This is a genomic window from Treponema sp. OMZ 855 (genome assembly GCF_024181145.1).
GTDB lineage: Bacteria > Spirochaetota > Spirochaetia > Treponematales > Treponemataceae > Treponema.
In genome coordinates, this window is record NZ_CP051194.1 from 2,558,870 (window position 1) to 2,579,550 (window position 20,681).

A 20,681-nucleotide genomic window follows, 5' to 3' on the forward strand; every position below is an offset into this window, starting at 1 on the left:
CGGTACCTTATGTTTTACATATTACACTTTAAACTTTGAGACTTCTTTTGCAAGATTCTCAATGCTATGCTTATTTTTCTGCGTAATCTCGCTTACTTCCTGCACTGCATTGTTAATCTGTACTGCACCGGATGCCATTTCGTTCATGCTTTGGGTGATGATACGGGTCAGGTTGTCGAGCTTACGCATCTCTTCTGCCACTCCTTCCCCGCCTTTCAGCATTTCTTCCGAACCGGCTTGCACTTCTATTGTTACCGTATTAATACTCTTAATAGCGGTGAGTACCTCTCTGCTGCCGTTTTCCTGCTCCCGCATCGCTTCGGTTAGGTTGGCACTCATTTCTTTTACCTGCTCGGCAAGGCTGAAAATTGCGTTAAATTTTTCTTCTACTGTTTTGGATGAAGTGGAGAGTGTTTCGATTTCACCGCTGAGCGCTTTCAATGTAGTGGTGATGGTTTTCCCTTGCATCGAAGATTCTTCTGCGAGTTTGCGGATTTCGTCTGCAACAACGGCAAAGCCTTTACCTGCCTCTCCTGCATGAGCTGCTTCTATTGCGGCATTCATTGCAAGTAAATTGGTTTGCGAAGCAATATGCTGAATAACACTGCTGGCTTCCATTAGAGAACCGGATTCTTCTGCAATCTTCTGTGTTACAGTGTTAGAGGTAACAAGTGTTGCTTTGCCGTCGCCGGTCGCTGTTGTAAGACTTTTAACTACGTCATCGGTTTTTCCGAGTGTTTGTCCGATAGAGGCGATATTTGCAACCATCTCTTCTACAGAAGATGAAGATTGTGCGACACTTGCAGCCTGCGTGTCAATACTGGCGTTCAGCTGCTTAATAGTTCGGACAATTTCTTCAATGGTTGATGCCGTTTCGGTAACGCTGGCAGCCTGAGTTAAAGCTTGCTGTTTAACACTGTCGATGTTTGCACTAATTTGGTTGACGGCACTTGCCGTTTCGGTCATATTTGATGCAAGTTCATCGCCGATTTCTTCCATTTTTTGACTGTTAATTCCGACTGTCCGGATTGATGTGCCTATTTTTGTAATGGTTTCATTAAAATACGCTGCCATATCCGTGATTTCGTCATTTCCTATCAGCGGCAAACGGACGGTTAAGTCGCCTTCGCCTTGGGCAATATCCTGTAAAGCGGAAACAGCAGTGTGAATAGGTTTTACGATTGTACGGGTAACCAGATACACCACAACAATCGCTGAAAGCAAAATAATCACACCGATAATGAGCATAGAAAACTGGAGTGCATAGACCGTTCCTAAAAACTCCTTGACAGGTGCACGTACAACTACGGACCAATTTACCGACGCGATTTTAGCAAATGAGGCAATATAGCTCTCCCCTTCATAGGTATAATAGTCAACACTGCTTGTCGTCGTAGTTAGTACTTGCTGTAAAAACGCTGCAGTAGACGCCAGTGAGGCATTAGTCTTAGCTTGTTCAATAATATTAGCTTGATTTTCTACCAGAGAAGAATCTTTGTCAGCTATAATAACGCCTTTATCATCTAAGATATAGCAATTGCCGGTTTGACCGATCACGATGTCTGCAATATCACCGGAAAGCAACAAACCTGAAATATCTGCGGAGAGAACACCTGCAACGGCTCTGTTTTCATCATAAATAGGAACAGAGAGGACAGCGATCAATTCACCAGTCGCGCGTGATATATACGGAGCAGAAAAATACTTCTTTCCGCTTAAAGCTGCACGGAACCACTCACGGTCGTCAACGGTTACCAGCGAACCGTCAGGAAGGGTACATTTTCCATTTATATCGCTGAAATTCATTTCCTTGAGGCGTGTGTTAAAAGCAACCTCTCGAGTCAAAAAGTCTGCTTTTTCTTTTACAGAGACATCGGCATCCCTCAAAAGAGGCATACGGGCAATACCTTCAATAAACTGTAAAAATGCAGTAATCCGTCCGTTAATAATTTCTGCAGTATCATTTGCCTTATCGATAAGATGCGTCTCTATTTTTTCGAGAACCGCTCTACGCGCTGTATGTACGGCAAGAAATCCTTCAATAGATGAAGCAAGTGCGATCAAGAGACCGAAAATAAGAATAAGTTTCTTTTTTAAAGAAAAACGATTTCGTGTCTTTTGGGCGGCGGGCTGCGCCTTCTTTGCTTGTCTTGGGTGGGTGTGGATGGTACTTTTTTCGTTCATTTTGTCAAAACTCTCCTTATTATGACAAAAGATTACATCCGCCTATCTTGTCCGCCTTTTAGAAGGTAAAAAATAAGCGGATCCGCGTGTATATTGCGTACACATGAAAAGTATAGCCCTTTTGCCGATATGTGTCCAGCAAGCAATGAGTAATGGTGGTAAAGCAAATTAAATCTAAAGAAAAGTTCTAAAAACAGAGGCTCGAGAGATTTGCTATAAAATAAAAAATTATGAACTAGTTTTTCTCTGGGACAAGGCCGTCAACAAAATACTTGTCCGGTAGTTTTGCCGGTTTACCGGTTTTATCTACACAGCCCCACGAAACTTCCGCTTCAGCACAGACAAAGCCCTCCGGATTTGTGATTACCTGCCGGAAAGTTCCCGAAAGTTTGCCGAGTTTGATGGGCGTAACGTCAATACGGAGTTTATCGTAGAGCCGCGCAGAATATTTGTAATGAATGTCGATATGTGTTACATAAAGCATATAGCCTTCATCGATGAGTCCGACATAATCAAAACCGATACGGCGTAGGTATTCCATACGGGCGTACTCCAAGTAGTTTAAATATATGGCATTGTTTACATGATTATATGCGTCCAGTTCGTAGCTGCGAACTTCTACTTCTATTGGGGCTATCATAATTTTTGTCCTCCTCGTGATTTATCATAGCGGAAGTAATAGCGTAAAAAAAAAGACTGCAAGCCCCCTTGCAGTCTTTTGAGCTATGATGGATTCGAACCATCGACCCACGCCTTAAAAGGGCGTTGCTCTACCTACTGAGCTAATAGCCCATATCTTGAAATAACAGGGCGAGTATATAGGATATTGAGTGCTATGTCAAGTATCGCTCCTGTAAATATTTTTGTTTTGAACCGATTTTTTCCAGCATATATCGTTTTAATAAAAATGTGCAGAAATACGGGAATGTATAAAATTTACCATTAAATCCAATGTTCTTTGCACAGAGTTTTATTCCGTAATGAATATCCGGATATTTTTCTTTTTCTATCAGATTTTTAAGCGAAGCCGTAGCGCTGTCAGTTGCCTTTACTTCTACAGGAACAAGAGATTCGGCATCGCGGATAAAAAAATCCATTTCAACGGTAGATTTTTCATTCTTGTAATAAAAGAGTTCATATCCCTGTTTTACCAGCATATCGCCGACAATGTTCTCAAAGATTGCGCCTTTGTATGTGTTGAAATTTTTGTTCTGCCGTAAATCTGCCTGCGCCTCTTCATCCAGGGCTGCAATCAAAATTCCCGTATCGTGATAATAGATTTTATATTCCGTCGGATTATAATTGCCTCTTAAAGGCAGTTCCGGCTGCGCAAGATTGTAACACACATTTACAATTCCGGTATCTTTACGGCGGAGTTTGTAATCCATGACCGTATACTATCACGTTTTATCACATTTTTCCAGCATTATTCGAGGTAAAAATCACATTTTTCCAGATATTTTATGGTGATTTATCACATTTTTCCATAGACAAATTGCTCAAATCAATATCTTTTTTGCTGTGCCGCCGTAATATTCATTGCGGAGTTCGTGGACGTGCTCATCGCGGATATAGTCGTCAAAGGGCATCATCCGGTCGATTACACCGCCGGGGGTAATTTCCACAATGCGGTTTGCAATGGACGAAATGAATTCGTGGTCATGCGAGTTGAACAGAACGACGCCGGGGAAGGCGATGAGCGCCTCGTTCAAACTGGTGATCGCTTCCAAGTCGAGGTGATTGGTCGGCTCATCCATAATCAGCACATTGGCGCCGGAAAGCATCAGCTTACTGAGCATACAGCGTACCTTTTCTCCTCCGGAAAGCACCTTAACGGGTTTGAGCGACTCATCGCCGGTAAAAAGCATCCGTCCCAAAAAGCCGCGCACGTAGGCTTCGTCCTGTTCGGTGGAAAATTGCCGCAGCCAATCGGTAATGTTCAAATCTGTTTCAAAGTAGCTGGAATTATCCTTGCTGAGGTAGGCATTCGTAACGGTCTGTCCCCAATACACATCCCCAGAATCGGCGGTTTTAACACCGGCGATAATATCGAAGAAAGCCGATTTTGAGTTATGCTCCTGTCCGACAAAGGCGATTTTGTCCGTCCGGTTCACGGTCAAGCTGAAATCTTTGAGCAGCGTAATGCCGTTGCCCGAACCTTCTTCCTTAGAAATATAGTTGAGCTTTTCTACGCGGACAACGTTATTCCCGATTTCTCTATCCGGTTTAAAGTGGACATACGGGAATTTCCGAGTGGTAACCTCCAGTTCTTCCAGGGCAAGTTTGTCGTACACTTTTTTGCGGCTGGTTGCCTGCCGGCTTTTTGCCGCGTTAGAAGCAAAGCGCAGGATAAATTCGCGCAGATCTTTCATCTTTTCTTCGCGTTTTTTCTGCTGATCGCGTGCCTGCCGCTGCATAATCTGACTCATCTGATACCAGAAGTCGTAGTTACCGCTGTACATACGGATTTTTCCGAAGTCGATATCGCAAATATGCGTACACACGGTGTTTAGAAAGTGCCGGTCGTGCGATACCACGATCACGGTATTCGGGAATTCAATTAAAAACTCCTCAAGCCAGCTGATGGATTCAAGGTCGAGACCGTTCGTCGGTTCGTCCAACAAGAGAATATCGGGATTGCCGAACAGCGCCTGTGCCAGCAGCACACGCACTTTCTGACTTTCGTCAAGCTCGCTCATCATGCGCTCGTGGTTTGCCTCTTCCAAGCCGAGCCCGGAGAGCATCTGTTCTACCTGATTTTCTGCCTCCCAGCCACCCATATCGGCAAACTCACCTTCGAGCTCCGAGGCGCGGATACCGTCCTCTTCGCTGAAATCTTCTTTTTCGTAAATGGTTTCCCGCTCTTTCATAATTTTGTAGAGCTGCGGGTGTCCCATGTATACGGTGTCTTTGACGGAATATTCATCAAAAGCAAAGTGATCCTGCCGCAGTACCGCCATCCGCTCACCCGGTGTAATGCTGATTTCTCCACTGTCGTGCTCCAACTCGCCGGAAAGCAGCTTGAGGAATGTTGACTTGCCTGCCCCGTTTGCTCCGATAATGCCGTAGCAGTTCCCGGGGGTAAATTTTAAATTGACATCTTTAAAAAGAGGTTTTTCCGAAAATTTTAAACTAACATCGCTTACTGTAATCATAAAGGATAGTATAGCCTAAAAGAAAAAAAGAGTGAACGGGATGGATGAATAAACGCATCAGGTCGTTTTTTAACACCCCCACGGAAAAACTGAGACTATTCGACCAGAGTTGAACCTCTTCGCGGTTCAAATGGTCTCACAGTCTCAGTTTTTCCGCGGTTTTTATCTAGTCTACCTGATGCGTTTATCCATTTGTGGGAAAAATGTGCGAAATTTTAGATAAAATTTCGCACAGAAGGGCTGTTACGGATTATGGGTTTCTGCCAATACCCGTTGGTAAACCTCTGCAATTTTTTGTGCCATCGTTTGATAATTGTCTTGGGCCATAGCCGAGTTTATTTCTTCTTTGAGTGTTTCGCCGCCCTCGGCATGTTGTTTTTTATCATAGATATCATGCAGGATTTTAACGAATGCCGCTGAATCTTTAAAAGCAAACCCTGTTAATCCTTCAATATATTGATCTTCATTGTCTTTGTCATACAAATGGACAACGGGAAGACCGCAGGCCATCGCTTCCAACGCCGAAACTGAATGGTTTTCCGAAAGCGAGGTCATAATATATGCATCACATAAGTGATAATAATATTTAACGGTTTCATGCGGAATCGCACCGGTAAAGATAACCGAATGGGTAAGACCGTAATCCTGTGCTTGCTGTTCAAGTTCTGCTCTGGCAGGACCGTTCCCGATTATAAATAATTTGGCATTCGGCATCCTGTCTACAAACTGTTTCCAATATTCTAGTGTGAGTGAAAGATTTTTTTCGGAGGCAAGTCTCCCACAAAAACAGGCAATAAAATCCTCAGGTTTAATGGCGTACTGGATTTTAAGATTGTTAATAACTTCTTGATTGAGTGTTTCTTCGGAAAAGTCGGATGTAATACACGCATTTGGGATTTTATAAATAGGGGTCGTTACTTTGCATTGCTTTAAAAAATCTTCCATCTTTGTTGATGCGCAAATAACCGCTTTAGCGGCATTGGTATATTTTAAAATGCTCCAATTAATAAAATTTTTTGCCGCTTTAAGATTCTTAAATATCCCTAAATAATGCATATAGTCGTAATACATGGTATGGCAGGTGTATACAATCGGTATATTGAGCCTGCGTGCTGCATAAAGAGCAAACATACCCTGACTAAACTCCGTGTGGATATGAAGAATATCCGGCTTCCATTCCTGTAAGAGTTTTAATTCACTTTTACTGTATGGATACGAGACACAGTAATCATACAGATTAGGTAATTTTACTGCGGGACTATATAAAATACCGTCGGTAATATGATGATGCTTTGTGTTAAAATCCGGTTTTACAATTAATACTTCGTGTCCTGCTTCTATAAGGCCCGTCCTCAAGGCTTCCATGTGGTATACAACACCATTGATCGCGGGCAGGTAGTATTCGGCGATAATAGCAATTCGCATATAGATATGCCCTTTATAAGTTAGCTTGTATTCCGGCACTCTAGCACAGTTAGGCGGTAAAAGCAAGCAAAATCAAAAGTATGTCAAAATTAATATCGAAACCTCAGGCAGACATCGCAAATAAATCTAAGGAAAACCTATTGTTTTGTGAGAGCTTGTAGTATACATCCAATATTTTCTGAGCTGTTGATATACTCTGTGGACATCTTTCTTTGTTTTATCTATTATTATTTACCAATTATTTCTCAGGGTCAAAAAATGAAACGCTCTATCATTGTTCTATTATTATCGTTAATGCCTGCTCTATTTTGTTTTGCAGACACGTCTTATGCGCTATTTGTAGAAAATGATCATTGGATTTATGATGCAATGCACATCCTTTCGGTCGAATCGCGACAGACAACACTTGCAGATCGTCAGCCGCTTTCTAAAGGAGAACTTACTGAATACTTTTCTACTTTTGAGAATGCTGCTATACCTCAGGCGAGTGAACCGCTGTACCGTATGATGCACGATTATTTCTCCGGGCATTCGTTTTTATTTACTCGTAAATATTTTGCATTTGATGTGAACGGTATTTTTGCGCTGCAAGGGCAATATGTACACAACCGTGAAAATGAAGTGCGGCTGGATAGTTTTTTACGGTATAATAGAACGCCTGCTGTTGTTTCTGTCCCAATGCATATGATGTTTACCCCATACATTGATTTTTTTGCTAATCTCAGCTTAAAGAAAAATTACTGGGCGGCGGTATTATCCTATCCATATACCAATCTGCCGTTGGAAGGCAATGCCTTTGAGGCTGCCGTTCCTACGCAAGCCGGACTGTCTCTTGGAGGACGCATCTTTAATCTTACCATCGGACGTGGGGCTTTAAATATTGGCAGGTCGCTAGCAGGTAGTATGCTGCTTGCAGATACCGTAGACCGAATGGATTACATAACCGCCTCATTTTTCTATAAGAAGGTGCGATTAGCACTGAATGTATTGGAATTAGAGCCTACTCGATTTGTATTTTCTCACGAAGCTTCGTTTCGCCCAATTAATTGGATTACACTCCGCTTTTACGAAGGAATCGTGCTTAATGCTCCGTTTGATCCTAAATACTTAAACCCGATGATGATTTTTCATAATTTTTTCGGCTGGCGAGAGAAGACTTTTAATGGAAATGCTTCTGAAGAAGCCGGCAAATCAAGCCTCGGTTGCCAATTCGGTGTCGGTGTTGATATAGTTCCGATACGAGGTTTGCGGTTATATGGTCAATACGGTCAAAATCAATTTCAGACCTCGTTTGAGCTGAAAAACTATCCTAAAGCCCGGAATATTCCTAACAGCCTCGGCGGTTTAGCCGGTATTGAGTATATCCATCCGTTCAGTTTTGGACACCTTTCCGTAACAGGTGAGTTTTTATACGCAAACCCGTGGATGTATATAATGGAAAATAAGCATATCAGCCTCTACCACCGCCGGAAGGATACTGTTGCAGGCAAGGAAATGACGGATTCGTACATCCGGCAATGGGTTGCTAATCCGTATGGTCCTGATACAATCGGGGCTTTTTTACAGATTACGTTAACGGAACCCCAAAAATACCGTGCAAAGCTTGGGTACCGTTTTTTGGCGAAGGGAGAAAACGAAGATAATTTTTTTGATCCCAGTAAAGAAAAACCAGGAAAGCCTGGGATCTATTACCCTGATGCCGATCACTATGAAGCAATAGCACAGGCAAAGACCCCGTATGGGAACCCTGCATATTTTCATACGATTTCGTTGGAAGGCACATACCGGGTGATTAAACAGCTTGAACTGAATGCAGGGCTGAACTGGACAATTGTATCCGGTAGAAAAAACGGACACGCGGTGGATATTTATTCTTCGGTTAAATATACAATCCGGTAATATGTGCTTATATGGTAGGCTCCTGCTTGAGCATATCGCCGATTTTTGATACCTTTCGCACTTGTTATAGAAATAATTATGAAAAAGATGAGGTGTGTATGAAAAAACTTTTATGCATTGTATTATTACTCGTCGCGTTCCATACGGTATGTATTCAGGCGCAAGCTCCAGTTAATTTGTTCGATCCGTTCTATGAAGATTTATCGATATGGGAAGGAAGTGGTTTAATCAATGATGCACCAAGTATCAGACCATATCCGCTGCAAGAAATTGAGCGCTTACTGCAAATAGTTATGGAAAAAGGAGATGCCGGTCAGCGTAGAAAAGCTGCTGAATATCAAGCACGTTTTTTTCAGCGGCCTTTTCACTTTGGTGGAAAAGCTGAGTTTAACTTTGCTTCACCCGATAACCAAAAACAATTTTTTATAACGCCTTTCGGTACGCTTAACTATTCGCTAATGAAGTTTTTAACTATGTCCGCGTATCTGAGTGTTAATCTTATGAATACGCTGGATAATGAAAGTTTGTTACCTGCATATTCCTATTCGCAAAAAGATATTGCCGATGATGCAGGAAATATCGGTAAACTCAAACTACTTCCTGCATTTAATACTTCGGCAACATTCGGTACTGCAGAATATTATTTTACTGCCGGCTTAGGGCGGACTTCTTATGGTCCCTTCCATGACAGCGGTATTTTTATTTCCCGTGATGCATTCCATGCAGGGCATTTTATTTTAACGATTAACAAGAAAAAGTGGGCATATAATCAAGTTCTTTTGTTACTTGCTGCAACCAATGATCATAAAGGCTCTATTGGACCGCAGAAGTTTTTAGCATCTCATTCTATTGATATTCGGCCGTTGACCTGGCTCTCTTTTTCTATTATTGATACAATGAGTTATGGCGGGCGATTTGAGCCGATGTATTTAATTCCTTTCTCAGCTTTTTTTCTTGGACAAAGTGTCTATAGCTTCCCTGATAATTCTTTAATAGGGCTTAGCGCAACTGTCAAACCTATAAGAGGTTTACGTATTGATTCAGCGTTTTATGTTGATGATATCGGCTTAAATGAAATACTAAAGTTTAAAGATGCAAAATGGCGTTTAGCAGGAGAATTTGGAATTTCATATACCATGCCGAATACTCATTGGTTCTCTTTTGTCGATTTAAATTACACGTTTGTGATGCCGTATATGTATACACATGTTGACGATGATGATTATAATAAACCAAATTATCAAAATTATACGCATCACGGTTCTCCGCTTGGAACAAACCTCGACCCGAACTCTGATAGAATTCATCTTAAACTTAAATTTCGTCCGCTCCATGGGCTTGATATTAACCTTTCCAATACCTTTATCCGCCATGCTAATACAACTGAAAGTATTACGGATATCAGTATGATAAAAGACTACCTTGCAAGACAGTATACAACGGATGGATCGGTATTTAATCATCCTACGATTACAGGCAGGGCTCAAAATGGCGGTACTGACTGGAAAAATCATGCCTTCTTATATTCCACGCCCTTTATGCGACAACAGACCATCCAATATGTTAACCAGCTTGCATTGGATATCAGCTGCCATTTACCGATTGTAAAGTCGGGCGGGTATATGCTGTTCAAATTCGGTTATGTGTTTGAAGCAAACATCAATCCGGGTGTACGAAGAAATATTTATTCGCCAAATCATACGACAACGGGGTGGAATGATAAATCCATAGCACAAATTGGGGAAGCCGCGATTCGGCAAGAAGCTGACAGACAGCTTGCAGACTGGCGTGCCAAAGCTATCGGTAAGCAGTTCAACCACTATATTCGGTTAAGCGCAGAGTTTGCGTATTAGGAAAAGTTTTTATCGTCGGGCTTTTGAACTTAACTTAAATCGCACTATCTTGTGCGGTTTAAGTTAATAGTTTACTCGGACAACCTTATCGGTGCGTTCTACAACCGTGCCGATAATTGCCGGTTTTCCGCAGACGGTATTTTCAAGGACGGTGCAAAGTTCTGTGTATAACTGCTGCGCGTCTTTTTGCGCTACCGCAATAACAAGACCTCCTGACGTCTGCGGGTCAAACAGTATATCCTGATAGGCGCGCGGCACTCCGTCCAACACAGCATTATCGCCGACAAAGCTCCTGTTTGAATACGCTCCGGCGGGAACAAAGCCCATTTCGGCATATTCAACGGCAGCGTCAAAAATCGACAGCGATTTACAAGTAAGCTCAATACTGAGGCCGCTTCCCTTTCCCATTTCATACAAGTGCCCCAACAGTCCGAAGCCGGTGATATCCGTACAGGCATGAACCTCATATTTGGTCATCACAGTGCAGGCGGCGGCATTTAAGAAGGCCATAACGTCATACACGCTTTTAAGCTCATCAGCGCCGAGCATATCAGCCTTCGCTGCCGTTGTTAAAATACCGGAGCCGATGGGCTTGGTTAAAATCAGTACATCACCTGTTTTGCAGGCTGAATTCCGCAGTATTTTATTGGGATGCACAAAACCCGTTACCGCTAAACCGTATTTCGGGATGCTGTCGTAAATGGTGTGCCCGCCGCAGATAATTGCTCCCGCCTCAAACGCTTTGTCGGCGCCGCCTCGCAGTATTTCCTTGATAATGGGTTCTGGCATTTTTTCCGAAATACAAAAAAGATTGAGCGCCAGTTTCGGAACGCCGCCCATTGCGTAAATATCGCTGAGTGCATTAGCGGCTGCAATCTGCCCGAACATATACGGATCATCCGTAATGGCCGGAAAGAAGTCAGCCGTAAAAATTAATGCCGTTTCGTCATTGATTTTATAAACAGCCGCATCATCCGATGTATCGAAACCGACCAAAAGCCGGGGATCGGAGCAAATAGGAAAGCTTTTTAATAATCCATCCAGTGCACCCGCACTTAATTTTGCCCCTCATCCCGAATAGGACGAAGATTTAATTAAACTGAAATTTTTATCCGGGATTGCACAGCTCATGGTTGCCTCTTAATTGTCCACTGCGGTATATGTGCCGGCGGAGTCAAAACTGAACACTTCATCGCGTTCAATGTTTGCAAAGTTCTCTGCGCCGAACACCGCGCCGTCTTTTATCATAACTTTAACCGCCGTACCGCAGGCGGAGCTGAGTTCGCGCGGCACGGGAATAAGCTTAACGGTAATCACGCCGTTTTGCACAGCCTCGCTCTTTTCGAGACTGCGCATACAGACGAGCGCTTCGTAATGAGTGTGAAACGTTATTACGTAACCGCAGATCATTTTGAAACGGTGATTTTCCAGTCGCTGCCGTCTGCTGAAATGGAGGTCTTTGCCTTCATCTTATCGCAAAAGCGGATAACATTTTCTTTTGAGGTTTCATTATCGACAAGCACCGTAAAATTCTGATGTGCATCGAATGCTTTTTTTGTCCGTACTACCGGTTCGGGGCAGGAAAGCCCCCGTGCATCTACCATATAATCTGCCATTTTTGTCTCCTTCTGAAATATTTTCTATGTTAAAAAAAGAGGCATCCCTAAGAGGTCGATGATTAGGGATGCCGCGAAAACATTATTTATTTTTTGCTGCGTAATATACGCTGACACAGGCTGTTACGACTAATCCGATAACAACGGCAATCATCCCCGCACTTGTCGGGCCTTTACCGGAAGAGGCAAGACCGAAGTTATGAGCGAAAGCCGCGCCTGCAATCAAACCGGTTACAGTTACAGCCGAGTCGGTGTTACCCTCACCGGTTAAGATGAGCTGGCGTAAGGGGCAGCCGCCGAGCAGAACACTTGCCCATCCGACCAGCACCATACCAAGCGCATTCCACAACCCGTCGGTGTGGGCAACTGCCTGCCCCGCAAGTCCGAGCTTAAACTGTCCGGTTACGAGCGTTCCGATAAGCACGGCAACTAAAATAGCAATGCTTCCCGTTAAAAGGTGGAAGTCTTTGAGCATAATTGCATCGCGGATACCGCCTGCGGTACAGAGCCGGCTGCGTTGTGCTAATGCACCGCTGACAAGACCGATACCGAGTGCGAGCGCAATCGGCGCATGCATTGAACCGGGGCCTTTTTCGCTAAAGGCGAGAACGGCGGGGAATGCAACCAATAAAATAAAGAATACGATCATCACGATGGGGGCAAGCATACCTTCCTGTCCGGATTGGGGATACGCGCGGCTCAAGGAGAAATTCTTATTGAGGAATACCACTCCGATAGCGATACCGATGATGAACCCTACAAGACCAAATACCGCATTCAAGTCGCCTGCGCCCAAACGTAAAAACATACGAAGCGGGCATCCCAAGAACATCAATGCGCCGATCATTACGAAAAACCCTAATACAAAGCGGGTAAAAGGCGCTGAACCGCCGCGCGGCTTAAATTCTTTTTTTACGAGCGCGATTACAAACGCACCAACTATCAGGCCGATGACTTCGGGTCGCATATACTGTACGACGGCTGCATTGTGCAATTTTAAGGTGCCCGCAATATCGCGCAAGAAACAGGCAATACAGAAGCCCATATTCCCCGGGTTTCCGAATTTGACCAATACGACAGCCGCAATACCGATAAATGCGCCTGTCAATGCTACCATGAAATGTTTTTTCATTTCACTCCTCCAGTTTTTTATTTTTTTTAATAAAACTATAAAAAAAATTATATATAGTATGATACAAGGAGTTTATAGGGCTGTCAATATTTCTTTTAAAAATATATGTGGGTATTTACTGCTCTGACAGGGGGACTGCGTTTCCCGGCAGAAACGAGTTTAGGTATAAGTTAAACTTGTAGCCGCAGCATGAGGATGTTTCAAAAGTTGGTTGCTTTTTCGACATCCCAGCGAGTTTAAAATTAACTCTTTCCATTCTACGGCTTGTCTCTATTTTATTTTAGATAGCTCCTCGCTATTTTACAACATGCCGCCCTGATGGGGATGCCGGACAGCTTATTCCGGCTGAGGTAACAATTCTATCACCAAGAATGCTTACTTGACGTCCACAGTGGATACAGTGAATACCGTCATATACGGCAACATGCTTTTTTGTCGGGTTCCTGGTACAAACCATATCGCCGGTTGCGGATGCTAAATTATGGCCGACCGGTTTTATATCTTGCTCACAAAATCTACATTTCATAAAAACTCCTGTAAAAAGCAATACTCCTTCTTTTTATCATTTTTTATGAGAGAAATCAACAACCCTGATGCAGGGTGAAGGTCGTACTGTAACAGGGGATTAAAACCTCTCTATGGCTCAAGACAACTTGTTTATCCTGACTTAATTGTACTGTATGACCGACTGCAGCGGTATCCAGCCGGTAACTCCGCCGACGGTTTTAATGTAGTACCATTGCGGCGCTTTTCGTATGATAATGACACTTTGGCCTGCCGAAAGCCGGTGCACGATACTGCCGGTATTTTCCGGTATACGCCGCACCGCTATTTCGCCGGCATCCTCAATGCACACGCCTTGCGGCCGAAGTATGAGCCGGAACAGTACGGCGGTGAGGCTTCCGCTACACAATGCGATGATGATACAAAGCAGCATAAACCGCTTTTTATTGCGGAAACCGCACACTGCCGCACCGATCAGTAATAAGCCGGAGATTACCGCCGTTAGAATGCCGAGCAGGCGCGGATACAGCGGCAGCGGATGGGCAATCTCCAACGCAGCTTCCAGTTTTCTGCGTTCACGGCGGATTGCGGGAGAAAAAAGCGCCGCGGCTTCCTGTTTGCGGTAGTCGGCTATTTGCTTTGCCGCGGCGCTTTTTTCTTGCTCGGTCATAGTGTTGCCGCTGTACTGCGTTTCAGGCGGGAGCGCCTGAAACGCAGCGGCGGTGAAGCCGTCCGCACCGCTTTTATCGGCAGCCTCGGTAATTGCCTGCCGGTCGATGCGGTACGCAGCAGGAGCGCTAAATGCTTTTCCACCCGCTGTAAAAAATATCTGCGCTTGAGGAAGGCTTTGCACACCTATCCGCAAGGGTATCAAATTAAAGGCGGCAAGAACATAATGCTCGTCATCGGAATCTTCGCATGGAACGGATGCAGTCGACAGGACTGCACTGGAAACACTGGCATCCGGCAAATCTGCCGTATTTGACAAAGCCGCCGAGTTTATTAAAACAGCCGCATCAAACGGCAGTTCTGTGAGTGTAAGCGGTTTCAGCGCGGCGCTTTCGGATGGAGCGCATTCGATACGGACTATTTCAACTGGTAACGGCAGCTCACTGTGCATATCCCGAATAGCAGTGCTGTTGCGGTTCTCTTGGGAGCCGGACGCTTCGAGGCGGGCGGCTTCGATTTGAGCAGAGGCGGTTTGCAAAGCGTGCCGGTAGCGCTCGGTATGTCCTGCCGAATAAAAGGCTGCGGTTAAACACAGGATGTATTCCGTACCTTGTTCAAGGGCTGCGCCGTCCGCAACCGGCAGACCGCTTACAGAATACAGCATCCACACAAACGGCGTATGTTCCGACAGCCGCGGCCGGTGTACGGTTATATCCAGCGGTGTCAGCTCGACCGTTTGCCGTTTCCATTGTAGCTCCGGTTCGAATCGGAACCTGCCTGTTTTGTTAAACCGATACCGATAGCGCAGGTGTAGGCCGTCTCGTTCGGGAATCGCACTGCTCTGTATCAGCTCTGCCGTATCTGCGCTCTGCTCAAGGATAAATCGCGGCGTATCGCCATTATTCTTCTGCAAATACGGAGCCTCTCGTTTGATGATTACTTCAATTTCAAATTCACGATCAATTGATAATTCGGTACCGTCTGTTTTGAGCTCAATAAAATGCTCGGCATAATCGTTTTGCTGCCCATAGAGGCTTGCGGTTGCACAAAAGAAAAAAAAGAGTGTTGCCGTCTTCGCGACTAGCCTGCATACAAAGAATCCTAATAATCGTTTATCGCCGGTTCCGATTCGTGCTGTGTTTTTTTCCATTCGGTTTGCTCTCTTTTGCGAATAATATCTAAAATAATCGAATCCGTCAGATCGGCTTCGGGATCTTCGGACGTCTGTTGCGGAGCTTGATGCTGCATCTCCCGCTGTGTGTCGCTCAACTTTTTGCTCAACTCGTAATTAATCTTAGCTGCCGTATCGCGGCCGGACAGCTCCAATGATTTTCGGAACAATGCCGCCGCTTCTGCATAATCCTTTGAGTGAAACGCAATAATGCCTTGTTGATAAAATCGATGTGCCCGTAAAATCTCAGGCGCCGTTTCGAAACCATTTTGTAATTTTCCAGACGCAGCCTCATCCTCTCCCTGCATCAGATATGCGGATGCAAGCGCAAAGTCCGTGTACGGTTTTATGGTCTCATCGGATAATTCCGCCGCTAAACTTTCAGCCTCATAAAAATACAACACGGCATCATTCCAATCGCTCCGCATCCATGCGAGTGTCCCTTTTACGTGTGCAAGTTTGGTTTGCTGTTCTGCGCTGCATCCCGATAGGACAAACATCGTCATCAATAAAAAAATAAAACTCACCGACAAAAATGATGATCTAAATAACGATGATAATAATGTTGAACGTGATGATATGGGTGATATGACGGCAGCCGGACGTCTACATTTTTTTAGCACGGATACCTCCTGCACAAAGACCGATACAAAAAAGGAGGAGCGCCATCGCCGTACACTCAAATGTCCGCCGTACCGGTTTTTGCACATATCGTATTTTCTCGCTTTCGGCATCGCCTTCCGTCAGTGATTGCAGCACCTTCTGTGCCGAACCGAGGTCGGCAGCGGAAATATAAAAACTTCCGTTCAAGGCTTGCTCCGCATAGCGTTTAAGAATAGATTCCTCCAACTCACTTTTTTGCACGACCGATTCGTGTTTTTCATTCAGGATGGAAAGCGTACCGCCTGTTTCCGTTCCAAAGCCGATGATAATCAGTTGAACATTTTCTTGCCGATACCGCGGAAGAATACGCGGCACCGAACCGATTGTTTCACCGCCGTCGGTACACAGCACAACCGTTTTTCCGGTTAATCGATTTTCGGGGAAAGCCTCCAATGCGACACGCAGTCCGTGTTCAAGATTGCTGCCTGCCGAGGTTGCATTGAACGGCGACAGCGTTTCCGCTGCAGTCAGTACACTCTGATGATTAAAACTCAGCGGCACGGCAAGCGTACCCAGTCCCTTTATCGTAACGAGTCCGCAGGCAGTTTCCGGTAAACGTTCTATCAAAAAGGAAACATAACGCTTTGCAAATTCGAGCCGGTTCGGTGTGATATCGGCAACGGTCATACTGCGCGAAATATCGACGGCAAAGATAACCGCATTCCCGTGTTTGACTACGGTGGTTTGTTTTGTACCCCAGAGCGGTACGGCTGCAGCAATACTGAGGAACAGCCAGCCGATGCTCCAAAGCGCCGTTCGGATTCGCAGTGTCCGTATAATGGCGTGAATCTCTCCCGTCGCAGCGTAGCTTTCTTTTAATTTTTTTATGCGGTACAACGTAACGGCGCACGCAGGCAGAATAGCAATGATACACAACAGGAAAAACGGTTTTTCAAATTCAATCATTATGACACCGCCTGCATTCCGATTCTGCGGAGCAGCCATGCTCCTGCCGCGCAGCTCATTGCAATCAATAAAAACAGCCCGTCAAGGTACGCGTATTTACGCATCGTCATTGAAGGAGGCGTCGCCGGTATTTTTTGAATAAATCGATTAAAAATATCCGTTAATAATTCGGGTGACTGTGCCGAAAAATAGCGGCCGTTACCGTAACCGGCAATTTTTTGTAACTCCGCTTCATTGAACACAGTGTTGAGCGTACCGGAAATTTCTTTTTTTTGAATGGGATCAATATACTTAACCGGCGCATATCCCGACTTCCCCAACCCGATAATGTAAAACCCGATTTTTTTATGCTTGATGATATCCGCGGCTGCGCGGGGATGCACCTCGCCGGTGTTATTATCTCCGTCGGTAAAGAGAATGATATGTGAGGGAATCGCGGAATACTGCGTCAGATGCAGCACGGCAGAGGCAAGCCCCATACCGATTGCCGTTCCGTCACCGAATTCACCGACTTGCAGTTGATCCAACCGAGTCAGAAACGTGTGCCGATCGATTGTCGGCGGAATGAGTACGGCGGCGGAACTTCCCAGCGCGGTAAGACCCAACGAGTCGCCTTCATATTTTTCCGCAAAAGACTTGATAATCCGCTTCGCCGCCTCAAGCCGTGTCAGTGTTCCCATGTCCTGTGCCGCCATCGAGGGGCTGGTGTCGATGACAAACATCAGCGCCTGTCCCGAACCGGCATACATCGCTTCGGAAGTTTGCCGTACCGGTTCCGCAAGCGTAGCGACGGCGAATACAAAGGCTGCCGCAAGGGTGTACTGGGAGATACGGTGCACAAGATACACCCGCAGATTTTTTTCGGGAACAAACCCGTTCCAATTTCCAAGCGGCAGCACTATTGATACTGCTTGCAATCTCCCCGTCCGCCGGAGCAGTACAAAAGTCGGCAGTAACAGCAAGAGGAAAAAAGAAAGCGGTCGTTGAAAATTCAGCACACGGGTACCCTTATCACGGCTTTAATTTTACGGGTCTGTATGCGTTTATGCAAGGGTAACCAATTAATACGGTTTCCCCATCGTAACTTGCTTCGAATCCCGCAGTGTCCAGCTGCCGGCTTTATTGACGCCGGCCTTTGCATCGCGTACTAACGACTTTGAGGCGGTTATCGGCGCGATAACCGCTGACTTTAAAACGGCACCGTCTCGCCATACGCCGCTTGCAACGGCTGCTTCCGCTGCTTGTACCAGCGCCTCATCGTTCCATGCAGGAGCTGCGCCTCGCTTGGCAAATTCTTTTTCGGTACAGTAAAGAATGGCATCTTGAATATCGCCATTCACTCCGGCTTTTATCAGAATGACATTGGCGTTCCGTTTGGGAATGCTCGTATACGGCCCCCAAAAATCACGCGCAGCGGGACATGATTGTGTTCCGCCTGAAATAATTTTAGCGGTTGTTTCATCGCGGATACCTTCTTCGACGGAACGCCAGTGGTATACGATGGTCTCGCCAGCGGAAACTTCTGCGACGGGGAACTGATAGTGCGGATTTTGCTTATCCCCGACATTCGTTATGGTGATGCCGGAAAGATTGCCTCTTTCCATCACAATGAACTCGATAAATTCACTTTTCGGTTTGCTGCTGTACAGCGGACGAATTTCGGTTATCCGCAGTTTTGCAGGACGTGTGTTAGCACCTTCGAACGGCAGCGCGAAATCGAGAACGCTGTGCTTCGTATCCGATACGGAACCGCGCAGTACAAAAGGAGCGCCGATTCCGATCGGAGTTGTTGGGGTAAGTGTAAAGGCGGTATAAGCATCTGCCTTGCAGGATTGTCCTTCGGAATCGGCAAAGTCGTCTGGGATGTCCGTACGTTCAGCGCTGCATGTTTGTGTTTCTCCCGTTTCGGGGATAAAAATTTCCGCCGAAAGAAATTCCGCCGTACCGGAAAAGAACATCTGCACGGCATTGTTTTCCATCCGTGCGGTTTTGACTATTTTGACGGGTTCGGCTTCTTCGCCGATAATCTCGGTAAAAATCGGCTGTTTGGAAAAACCTGCACACCCTGCTCCGCACAACGCGCAGACACCCGGTATAAGAAACAAGAGCTTTTTCATTACTTAGCCTCCTAAGAATTTGTAAGTTAATCTCTATATGTGACAGGCGCGGCTTTTTGGCTAAGAATTTTGAGGGAAAGAAGGAAACTTTTTGTTGTTTTTTAGGGTATATGACTGCTATGTTTTATTTACACATATAAAAGTATAATATTTTTGATATTAAAGAGTTTAAAAATAAGGATACAGCCGATAAATCTTTGGGTGAATATCGGTATAGTCATTAGTATTGCTTTTTTATTCTCTTCTATCTAATACTCCGCATGCCAAATTGCCGCGGCCGTTTTTGCCATTTTTAGCTGCCGCTCTTTTATCGTACTACTATCCCAGTGCGAATAGGTGCAGAGCTTTTGCGTCATGTTAAACTTGCTATTGTTATAGCTCGGTTTCTTTTCTTCAAATATTTTATTTGCTGCATCTTTTTAGGCATAAACGCAAAAACACTCTGCTTAATATGGTCGCCGGTACGGTGAACGCACGGGTTTTGCCACATCGCGGATGGTCCAGTCTTCAAGAGCCTCGTCAGAAATACGCGGCATAAAGCGCTTTTGTTTTACCGTTTTCATAGAAGAGCCTGCACCGACCGATTCGTTCCACCAATCATATAAATACACATTTGTTTTTACGCCTAAAAAATGATAGCCTTTCTCAAGGGAAATAAAGCCGATGGGGTCGTACTCATAAAATTTCAACTTTGCATCAGCGGTATTCGGGTGTATTTCATAAGGCAGCCAGTTTTGCGGAATATAATTGTTTCCGATTATTTTTTTGTAATCGCCGGGCATTCCATACGTGTAAAGTAATTTCGTATTGGTATCGACCGCCCACATTAAATTATTAAGGTAATTTTCAAAATATCCGCCCTTCGCTGCATAAGCCGTGAATTTAAAGAAAATAAACCGTTTGAGCATTTCCGCTTCAGCTGGGGCATCATACAGGGGTAGATTAAAGGGATGAATTCCTTCTATGCGGTAATAGGTTACATCGTTCAATTTATTAGTAATGCTGAAAAAAACAGCGGTACCGGGAACTTCTTCTTCATGATAGCGATATGTTTTACCCTCCCGCCCCCAACCGTCATCGGGGTTGCACGGCTCCCATTGAAAATCGGAATGAAAAAGCACTTCCACTGCCGGAGCGGAACCCTTTGAAGGGTCGGTAATTTTTGCCATGTGGATAAAGAATTCGCCAAGCTGTGTTTTTTCATAGATGCAATCGGGATTATTGGGATCGGGCATAGCCGTATTTTCTGTCTGCGCAAAAAGAAAAAACCTGAAGAATATAAAATAGCTGAAAAAAACAATGCGACTTAGTTTCATAGATGAACCTCGCTAAATATAAAGCTTTATTAAAGCGTAAAAAAGAGAAGGCTGTCAAGAATTGTATTGAA

The 20,681-nt window shown here is 44.8% G+C and carries 19 protein-coding genes and 1 tRNA gene; 2 read left to right on the plus strand and 18 right to left on the minus strand.

Going from position 1 to position 20,681, the window contains the following annotated elements; genetic code table 11:
• Positions 1 to 21: 21 nt before the first annotated feature.
• The 6 genes from E4N65_RS11645 to E4N65_RS11670 form a co-directional block, all read right to left on the minus strand.
• The gene (locus E4N65_RS11645; protein WP_253673352.1) at positions 22 to 2,184 is read right to left on the minus strand and encodes a methyl-accepting chemotaxis protein; all 2,163 of its coding nucleotides are present in this window, start codon (positions 2,182 to 2,184) and stop codon (positions 22 to 24) included.
• 235 nt (positions 2,185 to 2,419) lie between these two features.
• Positions 2,420 to 2,824 carry an acyl-CoA thioesterase gene (locus E4N65_RS11650; RefSeq protein WP_253673354.1) on the minus strand — a complete coding sequence of 135 codons (405 nt, stop codon included), beginning with the start codon at positions 2,822 to 2,824 and terminating at the stop codon, positions 2,420 to 2,422.
• 79 nt (positions 2,825 to 2,903) lie between these two features.
• Positions 2,904 to 2,976 (minus strand) — tRNA-Lys (locus E4N65_RS11655).
• Between the two features lie 41 nt (positions 2,977 to 3,017).
• Entirely contained in the window at positions 3,018 to 3,572 is a 555-nt protein-coding gene (locus E4N65_RS11660) for a DUF4143 domain-containing protein (RefSeq protein WP_235619789.1), read from the minus strand.
• Between the two features lie 111 nt (positions 3,573 to 3,683).
• On the minus strand, positions 3,684 to 5,339 hold the full coding sequence (locus tag E4N65_RS11665; protein ID WP_044014436.1) for an ABC-F family ATP-binding cassette domain-containing protein: 1,656 nt from the start codon (positions 5,337 to 5,339) through the stop codon (positions 3,684 to 3,686).
• Between the two features lie 243 nt (positions 5,340 to 5,582).
• Positions 5,583 to 6,764: a glycosyltransferase gene (locus E4N65_RS11670; RefSeq protein WP_044014434.1), complete on the minus strand. Its 1,182-nt coding sequence runs from the start codon at positions 6,762 to 6,764 to the stop codon at positions 5,583 to 5,585.
• A gap of 258 nt (positions 6,765 to 7,022) precedes the next feature.
• Between E4N65_RS11670 and E4N65_RS11675 the strand changes: the two genes are divergently transcribed.
• Both E4N65_RS11675 and E4N65_RS11680 read left to right on the plus strand, forming a co-directional pair.
• Entirely contained in the window at positions 7,023 to 8,663 is a 1,641-nt protein-coding gene (locus E4N65_RS11675; protein WP_044014432.1) for a hypothetical protein, read from the plus strand.
• A gap of 98 nt (positions 8,664 to 8,761) precedes the next feature.
• Positions 8,762 to 10,516, plus strand: a complete 1,755-nt coding sequence (locus tag E4N65_RS11680) for a hypothetical protein (RefSeq protein WP_044014430.1) — start codon at positions 8,762 to 8,764, stop codon at positions 10,514 to 10,516.
• Between the two features lie 63 nt (positions 10,517 to 10,579).
• Here the strand turns inward: E4N65_RS11680 and selD are convergent, their stop codons facing one another.
• The 12 genes from selD to E4N65_RS11735 all read right to left on the minus strand — a co-directional run bounded on the left by selD (position 10,580) and on the right by E4N65_RS11735 (position 20,610).
• Positions 10,580 to 11,647, minus strand: coding sequence for a selenide, water dikinase SelD (gene selD, locus E4N65_RS11685; protein WP_081984406.1), 1,068 nt, complete (start codon positions 11,645 to 11,647; stop codon positions 10,580 to 10,582).
• Positions 11,648 to 11,656: 9 nt separating this feature from the next.
• On the minus strand, positions 11,657 to 11,872 hold the full coding sequence (locus E4N65_RS11690; RefSeq protein ID WP_253673356.1) for a putative Se/S carrier-like protein: 216 nt from the start codon (positions 11,870 to 11,872) through the stop codon (positions 11,657 to 11,659).
• A gap of 50 nt (positions 11,873 to 11,922) precedes the next feature.
• Complete coding sequence (locus E4N65_RS11695) at positions 11,923 to 12,132, minus strand: sulfurtransferase TusA family protein (protein WP_044014427.1); 210 nt, start codon at positions 12,130 to 12,132, stop codon at positions 11,923 to 11,925.
• An 82-nt stretch (positions 12,133 to 12,214) separates the two neighbouring features.
• Positions 12,215 to 13,264 (minus strand): YedE family putative selenium transporter, encoded by a 1,050-nt coding sequence (gene yedE, locus E4N65_RS11700; RefSeq protein WP_253673358.1) that lies wholly within the window; start codon positions 13,262 to 13,264, stop codon positions 12,215 to 12,217.
• 295 nt (positions 13,265 to 13,559) lie between these two features.
• Positions 13,560 to 13,790 (minus strand): hypothetical protein, encoded by a 231-nt coding sequence (locus E4N65_RS11705; protein WP_044014423.1) that lies wholly within the window; start codon positions 13,788 to 13,790, stop codon positions 13,560 to 13,562.
• A gap of 141 nt (positions 13,791 to 13,931) precedes the next feature.
• Positions 13,932 to 15,587, minus strand: coding sequence for an SH3 domain-containing protein (locus tag E4N65_RS11710; RefSeq protein ID WP_253673359.1), 1,656 nt, complete (start codon positions 15,585 to 15,587; stop codon positions 13,932 to 13,934).
• On the minus strand, positions 15,539 to 16,231 hold the full coding sequence (locus E4N65_RS11715; protein ID WP_253673361.1) for a tetratricopeptide repeat protein: 693 nt from the start codon (positions 16,229 to 16,231) through the stop codon (positions 15,539 to 15,541). Before E4N65_RS11715 ends, E4N65_RS11710 begins: the two co-directional genes overlap by 49 nt.
• Positions 16,215 to 17,177, minus strand: a complete 963-nt coding sequence (locus tag E4N65_RS11720; protein WP_044014418.1) for a vWA domain-containing protein — start codon at positions 17,175 to 17,177, stop codon at positions 16,215 to 16,217. Before E4N65_RS11720 ends, E4N65_RS11715 begins: the two co-directional genes overlap by 17 nt.
• Positions 17,177 to 18,175, minus strand: a complete 999-nt coding sequence (locus E4N65_RS11725) for a VWA domain-containing protein (RefSeq protein ID WP_044014417.1) — start codon at positions 18,173 to 18,175, stop codon at positions 17,177 to 17,179. The genes E4N65_RS11720 and E4N65_RS11725 overlap by 1 nt, the downstream gene beginning before the upstream one ends.
• Before the next feature lie 63 nt (positions 18,176 to 18,238).
• Positions 18,239 to 19,294 carry a lipoprotein TP_1001-related protein gene (locus E4N65_RS11730; RefSeq protein WP_253673362.1) on the minus strand — a complete coding sequence of 352 codons (1,056 nt, stop codon included), beginning with the start codon at positions 19,292 to 19,294 and terminating at the stop codon, positions 18,239 to 18,241.
• A 248-nt stretch (positions 19,295 to 19,542) separates the two neighbouring features.
• Positions 19,543 to 19,650: a hypothetical protein gene (locus E4N65_RS12325; RefSeq protein WP_371921819.1), complete on the minus strand. Its 108-nt coding sequence runs from the start codon at positions 19,648 to 19,650 to the stop codon at positions 19,543 to 19,545.
• Positions 19,651 to 19,740: 90 nt separating this feature from the next.
• Positions 19,741 to 20,610, minus strand: a complete 870-nt coding sequence (locus tag E4N65_RS11735; protein ID WP_253673363.1) for a hypothetical protein — start codon at positions 20,608 to 20,610, stop codon at positions 19,741 to 19,743.
• Between the last annotated feature and the right edge of the window lie 71 nt (positions 20,611 to 20,681).